This window comes from Micromonospora sp. NPDC049081, from assembly GCF_040648835.1.
GTDB classification, from domain to species: domain Bacteria; phylum Actinomycetota; class Actinomycetes; order Mycobacteriales; family Micromonosporaceae; genus Micromonospora; species Micromonospora antibiotica.
The window spans coordinates 39,181-52,269 of the sequence record NZ_JBEZEK010000011.1; the positions used below are offsets into that span (position 1 = coordinate 39,181).

At 75.2% G+C, this 13,089-nt stretch carries 12 protein-coding genes; 2 read left to right on the top strand and 10 right to left on the bottom strand.

Going from position 1 to position 13,089, the window contains the following annotated elements; all coding sequences use genetic code 11:
• Positions 1–51: 51 nt before the first annotated feature.
• Complete coding sequence (locus AB0B63_RS17635; protein ID WP_357019657.1) at positions 52–393, top strand: helix-turn-helix transcriptional regulator; 342 nt, start codon at positions 52–54, stop codon at positions 391–393.
• Positions 394–403: 10 nt separating this feature from the next.
• Here AB0B63_RS17635 and AB0B63_RS17640 read toward each other — a convergent pair whose 3' ends face one another.
• From AB0B63_RS17640 to deoC, 10 genes are all read right to left on the bottom strand, one after another.
• A complete protein-coding gene (locus AB0B63_RS17640) occupies positions 404–1,072 on the bottom strand; it encodes a permease prefix domain 1-containing protein (RefSeq protein WP_357019660.1) in 669 nt (222 codons plus the stop codon).
• 102 nt (positions 1,073–1,174) lie between these two features.
• Entirely contained in the window at positions 1,175–3,037 is a 1,863-nt protein-coding gene (cydC, locus tag AB0B63_RS17645; RefSeq protein WP_357019663.1) for a thiol reductant ABC exporter subunit CydC, read from the bottom strand.
• Positions 3,038–3,101: 64 nt separating this feature from the next.
• Positions 3,102–4,823: a thiol reductant ABC exporter subunit CydD gene (gene cydD, locus AB0B63_RS17650; RefSeq protein ID WP_357019667.1), complete on the bottom strand. Its 1,722-nt coding sequence runs from the start codon at positions 4,821–4,823 to the stop codon at positions 3,102–3,104.
• Entirely contained in the window at positions 4,820–5,827 is a 1,008-nt protein-coding gene (locus tag AB0B63_RS17655) for a cytochrome d ubiquinol oxidase subunit II (protein WP_357019670.1), read from the bottom strand. The genes cydD and AB0B63_RS17655 overlap by 4 nt, the downstream gene beginning before the upstream one ends.
• Positions 5,828–5,837: 10 nt before the next feature.
• Positions 5,838–7,091 (bottom strand): cytochrome ubiquinol oxidase subunit I, encoded by a 1,254-nt coding sequence (locus AB0B63_RS17660; protein WP_357019673.1) that lies wholly within the window; start codon positions 7,089–7,091, stop codon positions 5,838–5,840.
• Positions 7,092–7,381: 290 nt separating this feature from the next.
• Complete coding sequence (locus AB0B63_RS17665) at positions 7,382–8,287, bottom strand: M56 family metallopeptidase (protein ID WP_208568627.1); 906 nt, start codon at positions 8,285–8,287, stop codon at positions 7,382–7,384.
• Between the two features lie 10 nt (positions 8,288–8,297).
• A complete protein-coding gene (locus tag AB0B63_RS17670) occupies positions 8,298–8,822 on the bottom strand; it encodes a BlaI/MecI/CopY family transcriptional regulator (protein ID WP_357019676.1) in 525 nt (174 codons plus the stop codon).
• A 159-nt stretch (positions 8,823–8,981) separates the two neighbouring features.
• Positions 8,982–9,806 (bottom strand): aldehyde dehydrogenase family protein, encoded by an 825-nt coding sequence (locus AB0B63_RS17675; protein WP_357019679.1) that lies wholly within the window; start codon positions 9,804–9,806, stop codon positions 8,982–8,984.
• The gene (locus AB0B63_RS17680; protein WP_357019961.1) at positions 9,799–11,223 is read right to left on the bottom strand and encodes an aldehyde dehydrogenase family protein; all 1,425 of its coding nucleotides are present in this window, start codon (positions 11,221–11,223) and stop codon (positions 9,799–9,801) included. The genes AB0B63_RS17675 and AB0B63_RS17680 overlap by 8 nt, the downstream gene beginning before the upstream one ends.
• Positions 11,224–11,228: 5 nt before the next feature.
• Positions 11,229–12,188 (bottom strand): deoxyribose-phosphate aldolase, encoded by a 960-nt coding sequence (deoC, locus tag AB0B63_RS17685; protein WP_208568624.1) that lies wholly within the window; start codon positions 12,186–12,188, stop codon positions 11,229–11,231.
• A gap of 218 nt (positions 12,189–12,406) precedes the next feature.
• Here deoC and upp point away from each other — a divergent pair, with 218 nt between their 5' ends.
• Positions 12,407–13,039: a uracil phosphoribosyltransferase gene (upp, locus tag AB0B63_RS17690; protein ID WP_208568623.1), complete on the top strand. Its 633-nt coding sequence runs from the start codon at positions 12,407–12,409 to the stop codon at positions 13,037–13,039.
• Positions 13,040–13,089 lie beyond the last annotated feature (50 nt).

Genomic DNA, 13,089 nt, shown 5'->3' on the forward strand with positions numbered 1-13,089 from the left:
GAACCCGTGCCTGCTGGCGGTCCGGGCGGCCGACAAGTAGCGTTGCTACGCATGAAGGCTCAGGCGTTGCACGGCCACCTCGACGCCCTGTTGCTGGCCGTGCTGGAGCAGGGCGAACTGCACGGCTACGCGGTCATCGAGGCGCTGCGCGCCCGCAGCGCGGGCCAGCTCGATCTGCCGACCGGCACCATCTATCCGGCGTTGCGTCGGTTGGAGCGGGCCGGCCACGTGGTCAGTTCCTGGAGCACGGTCAACGGGCGGGAGCGGCGGACGTACCGGCTCACCGACTCCGGTCGGGCGTCGCTGGCCGGCGAACGGGCCGGGTGGCGCGAGTTCAGTGCCACCGTCGGCCGGTTCCTCGACCCTGCCGGCCCGCCCGCCACGCCGGCCTGACCCCGCAGCGTCAGCGGGTGGCGACCAGCCAGAAGCGGGTGGCCCGGAAGAGCGCGAAGTGGGCGGCACCGGCCAGCACCGCGCCGACGATCATCGGAGGCCAGGTCAGGGCGGCCTCCCACAGCGCGATCGACCAGCCGAAGAGGGCCACCCCGGCGACCGCGCCGAGAGCCAGGGTGCCGGTCAGTCCCCAGCCGAGCAGCCGGTTCACGGATGTGCCGGCCCGACCGCGACGGGCCGCCCAACGCCCGGACACCAGGGCGGCCAGCGCGACCGCGGCCACGGTCAGCCAGATGCCGTGCATCGAGCCGGCGAGCACCTGGTAGCCGGCGGGCGGGGGCGGCCCACCGCTCCAGCTCGACCCCTGCCAGGTCAGGTCACCGCAGGCCGCCAGCAGCACGGCGATCACCAGCGCCCGCCGGGCCAACCCGCGCAGCGTCCCGGCGGCCAACTCCGCCTGGTAGGCCGGAGCAAGTTCGGCAGGCGAGCCGAAGTCGACCACGGCCCGTCGTTCGGCCTCCCGCGCCGGCAGGCCACCGTCCCGGTACGCCTCGGCGGCGTCGTCCAGCGCGTCCCGTACCTCGCGGATGAGTTCGGTCCGTAGCCGCGTCGGACCGTGCAGCCGGGACTCCAGATCCCGCAGCCGCTCGTCGATTCCTACCTCGTCGCAGGCGCGCATGGCATCACCCTGCCACGACCGGGCGGGCCGCGCGTCGGGGAGATTCCCGGACCCGGGCTCCGGTGTGGGGCGGCTCCGGGACGCGGGCCGGGGTCGGCTCGTTCAGGGCGTCAGCGTCAGGTATCCGCGCTCGGCGGCCTCCTGGAGCACCCACTGGTCCCGGTACCAGCCGGCGGTGGTGACCAGATCGGCGTGCCGCCCCCGCTGGACGATCCGGCCGGCGTCCAGGACCACGACCTCGTCCATCCCGGACAGGCCGCTGAGCCGGTGGCTGATCAGCAGCACGGAGTGCCCGGCGGGGGTGGCTGCCAGCACTCCGGCGAGTACCGCGTCGGCGGCGACCGGGTCGAGACCCTCGGTCGGTTCGTCCAGCACCAGGACGCCGGGCGCGGCGAGCAGTGCCCGGGCCAGCGCGAGCCGCTGCCGCTGCCCGCCGGAGAGCTGACCGCCCTCCTCGCCGACCATGGTGTCCCAACCGTCGGGCTGGTCCGTCACCCAGTCCAGCAGGCCGGCGGCGCGGGTCGCCGCGGCCAGCTCGGCCTCGTCCGCGTCGGGCCGGCCGAGCAGCAGGTTCTCCCGCACCGACGCGTGGAAGACGTACGCCTCGGCGAACAGGCCGCCGATCGCCCGGGGCAGCTCCTCGGGCGGGTACGCCGACACGTCCCGACCGGCCAGGGTGACCCGGCCGGTGTCGGGTCGTACCGCCCCGGTCAGCACCGCGGCCAGGGTGCTCTTGCCGGCGCCGCTCGGCCCGACGACCGCGATCCGGCGGCCGGCGGGCAGGTCGAGGTCGAATCCGGCGAGGGCGGGCGCGGCCCCCTCCCGGTACCGCACGACGACCCCGTCGAACCGCACGTCGCGCGCCGCCGCCCCCACGCCCCCCGGGCCATCGGCGTCCCCCGGAGCACCGGCGTCCCCCGGGCCACCGCCGTCCCCCGGGCCACCGGCGGCTCCCGGGCCACCGGCGGCTCCCGGACCACCGGCGGCTCCCGGGCCGGCCGCGCCGGTGGGGTCGTCGAGCAGGGCGGCGACCCGGGACAGGCCCGCGCGGAGCTGGGTCCACTGCCGCGCCGCGCCGACCAGCGCCAACGTGATCTCCACCGCGGCGAGGGTGCCGACGGCGAGCACCCCCACCAGCACCCCGGCCACGTCGGCGCGGAGGGCGGCGAGCACCACCCCGGCGGCGGTCAGTCCGGCCACCAGCACCCCGGCCGCGTCCACCGCGAATCCGGTCGCGGCGAGCCGGCGCTCCAATCGGGCCAGCCGGTCGGCGCGGCGGGTCGCGGCCCGCAGCGCCTGGCCGGTGGCCCCGAAGGCGGCCAGGTCGGCGGCACCGTGGGTGAGGTCGACGGCGTCGGTGGCGAGCGCCCCGCGCAGCGGTGCCACCTCGTCGGCGGCCCGGCGGGTCAGCGCGGTGGCCAGCACCGGCAGTGCCACCCCGGTGACCAGCAGCCCGACCGCGAGCACCCCGGCCGAGGGCAGCGAGATCAGGGCGGCCCCACCGACGGCGAGCACCCCGACCAGGGCGGCTGCCGCCCCGGGCACGAGCACCCGGAGCAGCAGGTCCTGCACCGCCTCGACGTCGGAGACCAGCCGGCTCAGGGCGTCCCCGGTGCGCTGGCCGGCCGGGGTGGGCCGGGCGGCGAGGGTGGCGAAGACCCGGGCCCGGACGTCGGTGACCAGGCGGAGCACGGCGTCGTGCCCGGCGAGCCGTTCGGTGTAGCGCAGCACGCCCCGGCTGACCGCCAGCGCCCGGACGGCCACGATGGCGACCGTCAGCCGGTCCAGCGGTGGCTGGCCGGCGGCGCTCATCAGCAGCCAGGTGGCGGTGGCCATCAGGGCCAGTCCGGCGAGTTCGGTGGCCGAGGCGAGCAGTCCGGCCCCGAGCAGTCGGCCCAGGTACGGCCGGGCCAACCGCAGCACCACCCGCTCGGGCCGCGCGGCAGGGACGGGTCCGGGGTTCATCGGCGGGCCTCCCGCGCCAGGGAAGGGGCGGCTCGGGTCGGCGTGACGGAGGCGGGTCGGGCGCTCATCGGCCGGCCTCTGCGGCCGGGGTCAGCTCGGTCACCCGCCCGGCGGCGACGTGCAGGACCCGGTCGGCGTCCGCCAGGAGGGCCGGCCGGTGCGCCACCAGCAGGGCGGTGCGACCGGCCACCAGCCGCCGGGTGGCCGCCAGGACGATGGTCTCGCTGGCGGTGTCCAGCCGGGCGGTCGGCTCGTCGAGCAGCACGAGCGGGGCGTCCCGGAGGAAGGCGCGGGCCAGGGCGACCCGCTGCCGTTGACCGCTGGACAGCCCGTGGCCGCGCTCGCCGAGCAGGGTGCCCAGCCCGTCGGGCAGGGCCGTCACCACGTCGTCCAGTGCGGCGTCGGTGACCGCGCGGGCCAGGGTGGCGTCCGGGGTGTCGGGCGCGCCCAGCCGGATGTTGTCGGCAAGCGTGGCGGCGAAGAGGTGGGCCCGCTGCGGCACCCAGGCGATCTGCCGACGCCAGTCGTCGGGGTCGACGTCGGCCAGGTCGACCCCGGCGACGGTGATCCGGCCGGCGGTGGGCGTGACGAAGCCGAGCAGCAGGCCGAGCAGGGTGCTCTTGCCGGCGCCGCTCGGCCCGACGACGGCGATCCGTTCGCCCGGTCGGATGGTGAGCGTGACGTCCCGCAAGGCGGTGGTCCGCTCGTAGGCGACGGTGACGTCGGTGAACACGATCTCGCCCGCCCCGGACGGCGTACCGACGCGTGCCCCGACCCCCGCCGGGCCGGCGGGCACCCCGGCGGCGGGGCCCCCGGCCGCCGCTGCGGTCGGGTCGGCGGGTACGGCGGAGACGGTCAGCGCCTCGTCCAGCGCGGTGAGCCCCTCCATGCTGGCGTGGAACCGGCTGCCGGCGGCCCGCAACGGCAGGTACGCCTCCGGGGTGAGCAGCAGCACCAGCAGCGCGGTGGCCAGGGTGATGCCGCCGTCGAGCAGCCGGATGCCGACCGGCACCGCGACCAGCGCCACCGACAGGGTGGCGACCAGTTCCAACACCAGCGCGGAGAGGAAGGCGATCCGCAGGGTCTTCATGGTGGCGACCCGGTGCCCGTCGGCCATCCGGCGGACCACCTCGGTCTGCGTCCGGGCCCGGCCGAACGCGCGCAGGGTGGGCAGCCCGGCCACCATGTCGAGGAAGTGCCCGCCGAGCATCGACAGCCGCCGCCACTGCCGTTCGGTGGCGGCCTGGGCCTGCCAGCCGAGCAGCGCGCCGAAGACCGGGATCAGCGGGATGGTGAGCACGATGATCAGGGCCGAGCTCCAGTCGGCGAAGACCAGCCGGGCCAGCACGGCGGCCGGCACGGTGACGCTGAGCACGAGCTGGGGGAGGTAGCCGGTGAAGTAGGCGTCCAACGCGTCGAGGCCGCGCCCGGTGAGGGTGGCGAGCTGGCCGGCCCGCTGGCCGGCGACCCAGCCGGGCCCGTGCCGGCCGACGGCGGCCAGCAGGTCGGCGCGGAGGGTGGCCTTCACGGTGGCGGCGGCCCGTGCGGCGGCGGTGCCCTGCCCCCAGGTGACCAGGGCCCGACCGCCGACGGCGGCGACGAAACCGGCCAGCGCGGTGGTGTCCAGCCGGCCGTCGATGGCGGTCGCGAGCACCGTGGCCAGGGCGGTGGCCTGCGCGACGACCAGTAGCGCGGTGAGCCCGCCGAGGGCGGCGAGCACGGCGAGGTCGCGCCGGGCCGCGGGGACCCGGCGCAGCAGACGCGGGTCGAAGGGACGGCGGTTCACCAGTACACCGGTGCCCTGCCGTCGGTCCGTCCCCGGAACACCCACCAGCACATTGCCTGGAAGCCTAGTAGGGCCGGCAGGAGGGGCAGCAGCAGCCAGCCCAGCAGCTGCAAGGTCGGCCCGCTGGCCGCCGCGTCGGTGACGCCGACGGTGGCCGCCGGGTCGACCGTGGAGACCAGCACGGCCGGCCAACGGGCCACCCCGACCAGCGCCACCGGCAGCGCCAGGGTAGTGCCGGTGGCGGCCAGGGCCACCCCGGGTCGGCCCCGGTGCAGCGCCGCGCGGGCCGCAACCAGCGCCCCGACCAGCGCCACCAGCAGCAGTACGGCGGGAAGCGGCTGGCTGGTCGCTGCGCGTACCCGGTCGGAGAGCAGGCCCAGCGCGGCGGCCGTGGTGACGGCGGCGAGCGACCCGGCGAGCAGCCGGCGGGCCAGCCGGGCGGTCACCGGGGCGTCGGCGGTCGGCAGCCGCAGGGTGAGGAAGGTCGCACCGTGCGCGGCGACGAGGACGAGCAGGGCGAGCCCGGTGGCGGCGACGAACGGGGTGGCCAGGTGGCTCTGCCCGGCGACGTGACCGTAGGTGTCGATCGGCAGGCCCTGGAGCAGCCCGGCGAGCAGGGCACCCCAGCCGAACACGGCGAGTGCGCTGCCGACCACGACCACCCGGTCCCAGCCCCGGCGGGCGGCCGGCCCGGTCGGCCGACTGCGCTGCTGCACCCCGGCGGTGACCAGGATCACCCCGGCCAGCGCTCCGGCCACGGCGGGGTAGTAGCCGGAGAGGAGTTCGCCCTCCAGGGTGGGGAAGACGCCGAAGAGGATGCCGACGGCGGCCACCAGCCACACCTCGTTGCCGAGGAAGAAGGGGCCGAGGGCGGTGAGCCCGGCGCGGTGGGCGGTCGGGGTGTCCCGCCGGGCGAGCAGCAGCCCGACGCCGTAGTCGTAGCCGGCGAGGACGAGGTAGCCGGCGAAGAGGAGGCCGAGCAGGGCGTACCAGAGGAGGGGCATCGGGGTCCTCTCAGGCGAAGGCGCGGGCCGGCCGGGGTTCGTCGTCGTCGAGGACGCCGGGCGGGCGGCCGAGCGCCGGGTCGGTGGCGCCCCGGGCGGCGTGCCGGGCGAGCAGCGTCCAGTTGGTGACGGCGAGGGTGCCGAGCAGCAGGCTGAAACCGATCAGCGAGGCGAGCATCAGGCCGGGGTCGACGTCGGAGACGGCCCGGTCGGTGGGGAGCAACCCGTACGCGGCCCAGGGCTGCCGGCCGACCTCCCGGGCGAGCCAGCCGAGGATGACCGCGACGAAGGGCAGTGGCAGGGCGCACAGGGTCAGCCAGAGCGGGAACCGCAGCCGGATCACCAGGTCCCGCCAGAGCAGCGGCAGCAGCAGCCAGACGCAGCCCAGGGTGAACCCGATGAGGATCATGAAGCCGAGCCCGACGTTGGACAGCGCCGGCGGGGTGTAGTCACCGGGGCCGAACCGGGTGGTCCACTCGGCGATGCGGGCGTCGGCGGTCGGGCCGGCGTCGAACTTGGTGGGTTGCAGGTCGCCGACCGGGCCGAACTGGGCGAAGCCGAACCCCTGCACCAGGCTGACCGACAGGGCGGCGGTGACCAGCCCGATCCGCAGCGAGGTGCGGTGCAGGGCGAAGTCGGCGGTCCGTCGGATCAGGTGCCAGGCGCTGACCGAGGCCATCAGCATGCCGCCGGTGAGCAGGCTGGCGGCGATCACGTGGCCCAGCGCCATGCCGAGGGTGGGGTTGGTGAGCAACGCTCCGAAGTCGGTCAGGTGGGCGACCCCGTCACGCACCCGGAAGCCGACCGGGTGCTGGAGCCAGGCGTTCGCCACCATGATCCAGAAGGCCGAGGCGTACGCGGTGAGTGCGACCCCCCAGAGCAGCGCCAGGTGTACGCCGCGCCGCAGCCGGTGCCAGCCGAAGATCCACATGCCGAGGAACGTCGACTCCAGGAAGAACGCCACGAGCGTCTCGATCGCCAGCGGGGCCCCGAAGACGTTGCCGACGTAGCGCGACAGCCCGCTCCAGTTCAGCCCGAACTGGAACTCCAGCAGGATGCCGCTGGCGATGCCGAGCACGTAGTTGATCACGTAGAGCTGGCCCCAGAACCGGGTCAGCCGTTCCCACTGCGGGTTGCCGGTGACGAACCAGGCGGTCTGCATGCCGACCAGCAGGGTGACCAGCCCGAGGGTGACCGCCACGAAGAGGAAGTGGATCGAGGTGGTGGTGGCGAACTGGAGGCGCGCGAGGAGCAGGGTGTCCATGACCGCTCTCTAACGTAGTCCCGCTTTTCGTAGGCAGCCTACACGTAGGCTCGCTACCTATCCATCCGCACGGCATCGCCGCCAACTCCGGCGGACGGGACGGATCAGGCAGGCAGGGCGCGATCGGCGGGACAGGGCGCGATCGGCGGGGCAGGGCGCAGCCGATCCAGCCGGGTGGCCGCCGGCTGCGCGGTCTGCTGACCGACCAGCGCGACCGGGCCGCCGCCCTGGTCCGTGGTCCGGCGGCGTGCGGCGGTCCGGCGGCGCGCGGTCGGGCCGGCCGGCTGCGGTCAGCTCAGGAAGAGGGAGATCGGGAGGGCGGCCAGGGTGGTGGTCACCGCCAGCGCGGCGGCCCCGAGCAGCCGGGGCGGCCGGTCGGCGACCAGCAGCCGCTGCATCCGGACGTCGAGGTCGCGGTCGCCCATGCCGAGCGCGCCGGCCGGGGTGACCCGGTGCCCGGCGGCGGCGAACCGGCGCAGCGCACCCGCCAGCGGGGCGTCGGCGTGCAGCTCACGGGCCTTGTCGTCGGCCCGCATCTCGACCAGCAGGGCCACCCGCTCGTGGGCGGCGCGGACCCACCGGAACCACGGCAGCGCCCGGCACAGCGCGGTGAACGGCAACAGCACCAGGTCGTGGCGCTCCTGGGCGTGCGCCCGCTCGTGGGCGAGCACCGCCGCCAGCTCGGCCCGGTCCAGCAGGCTGAGCGTGCCGGCGCTGACCACCACCCGGGGGCGCACCCCGGGCAGGCAGTACGCGGCGGCGCCGGGGTGGTCGAGGACCAGCGCGCCGGGAATCGTCGGGTCCCGGCGGGCGACCAGGGTGAGCAGGTCCCGGTGCCGACGCTGGGCGCTCACGGCGGCGTGCACGCTGCGGACGGTGGTGCCGAGCAGCACCGCGCCGATGCCGAAGCCGACCCCGACCAGGCCGAGGTGGACGGCGGTCACCCCGGCCGGCAGGGTGCCGTGGGCCAGGTCGTCGGCGAGGGCCAGCAACGCCCCGCCGGTCGGCCGGTCGTACGCGGTCAGCCCGAGCGCCATCGGCAGGCCCATCGCGGACAGGCCGAGGGCCAACCCGACCGCCTGCCAGCAGACGATCGCGACCCGGGGGGCCCGCCACGTCCAGGTGGACCCGGCCAACACCTGCGCGGTCAGCCAGCAGGCCAGGATCGCCCCGGCGAAGTGCACGGCGTACGCCATGGTGGCCGCCCTACCGGTCCGTCGCCTCGTCGGCGGTCCGGGCCCGGCCGGTGCGGGGGTCCCCGACCCGGTCGGTCAGCCCGGCCTCGTGCCGCCCGGTCCCGGAGTCCGGCCGGGCGTCCTGCCGGGCCGGCGTGCCGGCGTCGGGTCCGGCCGGTGCGGGGCCGGTCAGCCCCGCCTCCGCGCCGAGCGCCGCCCGCAGCACCTCGGCCTCGGTGCCGGTCACCGAACGGGCGAAGCGCACCAGCGCGGCGTCCCGGCTGCCGCCGAGGTCGAGGGCGTCGAGCATGAGTCGGGCGATGTGCGCCTCCCGGCTGGCGGCGGCCCGGTAGCGCCAGGCCCGCCCCTCGCGTTCCCGCTGCACCATGCCCTTGCCGGCGAGCCGGTCCAGCACGGTCATCACCGTCGTGTACGCCAACTCGCGCCCGTCCAGGGCCTCGGCGACCTCCCGCACGGTCACCCCGTCCGACGTGCCCGGGACCACGTCCCACAGCACGTCCATCACCGCCCGCTCAAGATCACCCAACCGCGTCACCCGGCAATCCTACCCCCGGTAGTACGACCGGCTGTCGGACCATCGGGCGGGCCGACACCCCGACCGACCCGTGCCGCCCCGACCGACCCGTGCCGCCCCGACCGACCCGTGCCGCCCCGACCGACCCGTGCCGCCCCGGCCCACCGGCGACCCGGCCGGTCAGACCCCCTTGGGATGCCAGACCGTCTTGGTCTCCAACAGCGCGGTCATCCGGCCCAGGCCCGGGTCACCCGCCCAGTCGTGGTCGGCCGGCAGCGGCCGGAGCACCCGCTTGAGGTTCTCCGCCGCCCCGGCCTCCAGCTCGGTCGCCAACTCCCGGTCGGTCACCCCGGCCAGGTCGATCGCGTTGACGTCCAGGTGCGCGGCGAGCGTCGGCGCGGTCTCGGTGATCCGGCCGGTGAGCAGGTTGACCACCCCACCCGGCAGGTCCGAGGTGGCCAGCACCTCGGCCAGGGTCACCGCCGCCAACGGGGCCGACGGGGAGGCCGCCACCACCACCGTGTTGCCGGTGACGATGGCCGGGGCGATCACGCCGACCAGGCCGAGCAGCGCCGGGGATTCGGGGGCCACCACCGCCACGACCCCGGTCGGCTCGGGCGCGGACAGGTTGAAGTAGGGCCCGGCGACCGGGTTCGCGCCGCCGTACACCTGGGGGAGCTTGTCGGCCCAGCCGGCGTACCAGACCCAGCGGTCGACCGCCGCGTCCACCTCGCCGCCGGGGACGCCGAGCGCCACGAACTGCTCGCGGCGGCCCTCCAGCATCTCGGCCACCCGGTAGAGGATCTGACCCCGGTTGTACGCGGTCGCCCCGGACCACCCCTTGACGGCGGCGCGGGCGGCGACCACGGCGTCCCGCGCGTCCTTGCGGGAGGCCAGTGACACGTTCGAGTCCTGCACGAGATACGACCGTCCCGACTCGCTGCGCGGGAACTTCCCGCCGATGAAGAGCTTGTACGTCTTGCGTACCGCGACCCGCTCAGACATTGAGGTACCCCTCCAGCCCGTGCCGGCCACCCTCGCGGCCGTAGCCCGACTCCTTGTAGCCGCCGAACGGCGAGGTCGGGTCGAACTTGTTGAACGTGTTGGCCCAGACCACCCCGGCGCGCAGCCGGTCGGCGGTCCACAGGATGCGCGAGCCCTTGTCGGTCCAGATCCCGGCCGACAGCCCGTACGGCGTGTTGTTGGCCTTCTCCACGGCCTCGGCCGGGGTGCGGAAGGTCAGCACCGACAGCACCGGGCCGAAGATCTCCTCGCGGGCCACCCGGTGCGCCTGGGTGACCCCGGTGAAGATCGTCGGCGCGAACCAGAACCCCCGCTCGGGCAGCTCACACGGCGGCGACCAGCGCTGCGCCCCCTCGGCGGCCCCGGCGTCGGACAGCTCCCGGATGCGGGCCAGCTGGGCGGCCGAGTTGATCGCCCCGACGTCGGTGTTCTTGTCCAGCGGGTCGCCGACGCGCAGCAGCGCCATCCGCCGCTTGAGGGCGTCGAGCACCTGCTCGGCGACGTTCTCCTGGACCAGCAGCCGGGAACCGGCGCAGCAGACGTGGCCCTGATTGAAGAAGATGCCGTTGACGATCCCCTCGACGGCCTGGTCGACCGGCGCGTCGTCGTAGACGATGTTGGCGGCCTTGCCGCCCAGCTCCAGGGTGACCTTCTTGCCGGTGCCGGCCACCGACCGGGCGATGGCCTTGCCCACCTCGGTGGAGCCGGTGAAGGCGACCTTGTCCACGCCCGGGTGCTCCACCAGCGCCCGGCCGGTATCGCCCGCGCCGGTGACGATGTTGACCACGCCGGCCGGTAGGTCGGCCTGCTGGCAGATCTCGGCGAACAGCAGCGCGGTCAGCGGGGTGGTCTCGGCCGGCTTGAGCACCACCGTGTTGCCGGCGGCGAGCGCCGGGGCGACCTTCCAGGCGAGCATGAGCAGCGGGAAGTTCCACGGGATGACCTGCGCGGCCACCCCGAGCGGCCGCGGGTCCGCGCCGAACCCGGCGTACGGCAGCTTGTCGGCCCAGCCGGCGTAGTAGAAGAAGTGGGCGGCGACCAGCGGCAGGTCGACGTCCCGGGACTCGCGGATCGGCTTGCCGTTGTCCAGCGACTCCAGCACCGCCAGCTCACGGGAGCGTTCCTGGATGAGCCGGGCGATCCGGTACAGGTACTTGGCCCGGTCCCGGCCGGGCATCGGACCCCACACCTTCTCGTACGCCTTGCGGGCGGCCCGGACCGCGCGGTCGACGTCCTGGGCGCCGGCCCAGGTGACCTCGGCGAGCACCTCCTCGGTGGCCGGGTTGACCGTCTTGTCGAGGTTCTCGCCGTCGACGAACCTGCCGTCGATGAACAGACCGTAGGACGACCTGATGTCGACGATCGCGCGCGACTCGGGCGCAGGGGCGTATTCGAACATCATGCTCAGTCCAGGGTGAAGTAGTCGGGACCGGAGTAAATGCCGGTCGTCAGCTTGGTGCGCTGCATGAGCAGGTCGTTGAGCAGGCTGGACGCGCCGAACCGGAACCAGTCCGGGCTCAGCCAGTCGCCGCCGACGGTCTCGTTGACCATCACCAGGTACTTGATCGCGTCCTTGGTGTTCTTGATCCCGCCGGCCGGCTTGACGCCTACCTGCCGCCCGGTGGCGGCCCGGAAGTCGCGGACCGCCTCCAGCATCACCAGGGTCACCGGCAGGGTCGCGGCGACCGGGACCTTGCCGGTGGAGGTCTTGATGAAGTCGCCGCCGGCCAGCATCCCCAGCCAGGAGGCCCGTCGGACGTTGTCGTAGGTGGCCAGTTCGCCGGTCTCCAGGATCACCTTGAGGTGGGCGTCCCCGCAGGCCTCCTTGGTGGCGACGATCTCGTCGTAGACCTCGGCGTAACGACCGGCCAGGAACGCGCCCCGGTTGATCACCATGTCGATCTCGTCCGCCCCGGCGGCGACGGCCGCCCGGGTGTCGGCGAGCTTGACGTCCAGCGGCGCCTGCCCCGACGGGAACGCGGTCGCCACGCTGGCCAGGTGCACGGCGCTGCCGCGCAGCACCTCGGCCACGTGCGGCACCATCGCCGGGTAGACGCAGACCGCGCCGACGTGCGGGCAGGTCGGGTCGGCCGGGTCCGGGCGCAGCGCCTTGGCGGCCAGGGCGCGCACCTTGCCCGGCGTGTCGGCCCCCTCCAGGGTGGTCAGGTCGACCATCCGGATGGCCAGGTCGATCGCCTGCGCCTTGGCGGTGGTCTTGATCGAGCGGGTGCCGAGCTGTGCCGCCCGCTGCTCCGCCCCGACCTGGTCCACCCCGGGCAGGCCGTGCAGGAAGGTCCGCAACGCGGTCTCGGATCGCCCCAGCTCGGACAGGTCCGACCGGGCCGACGTCGTTGTCGCCGTCATGCCCCGAATACTACGCAGCCACGAGTCCGGTGATCCTGGTCACAGCAGCCCGGGTCGGGGGCGGTCGGGTTGCCCGGCGTCGCCGCAGGGCCCGGCGGGCCGGGTGCCCCGGTCGGCCGCGGGTGGGACGCCCCGGCCCGCCGGCCCCGGGTGAGCCGCGTCGCCGCCCGCCACGCATCCGTACTGCCGACCGACCGGGACCGGTAGGTTGAGCGATCGTGGACGTACACGTCATTGACCACCCGCTCGCCCAGTCCCGGCTGACCGCCATGCGGGACGCCCGGACCGACTCGTCGTCGTTCCGGGCCGCGCTGCACGAACTCACCACCATGCTGGTGTACGAGGCCGCGCGCACCTTCCCCGTCGAGAAGTACCCGGTGCAGACCCCGGTCACCGGGGCCGAGGGCACCCGGTTGGCGAACCCGCCGCTGCTGGTGCCGGTGCTGCGGGCCGGCCTCGGGATGGCCGACGCGGCGCTCGGGCTGCTGCCGGAGTCGTCGATGGGCTTCGTCGGCCTGGCCCGCGACGAGGAGACGTACGAGCCGCGCGCCTACATGGAGTCGCTGCCCCGGGACCTGGCCGGCCTGCCGGTGCTGGTGCTCGACCCGATGCTGGCCACCGGCGGTTCGCTGGAGCACTGCTGCCGGCTGCTCGCCGACCGGGGTTGCACCGACATCACCGTGCTCTGCGTGCTCGCCGCGCCGGTCGGCATCGCCCGGCTGGAGCGGTCGGGGCTGCCGTTGCGCCTGGTCACCGCGTCGATCGACGAGGGGCTGAACGACAACATGTTCATCGTGCCGGGCCTCGGCGACGCCGGTGACCGCCAGTTCGGCGGCATGCCCCGGTTCTGACCGGCCCATCTCGCCGGGGCATGCCCCGCTCCCGGCTCGCCCGGCTTGCG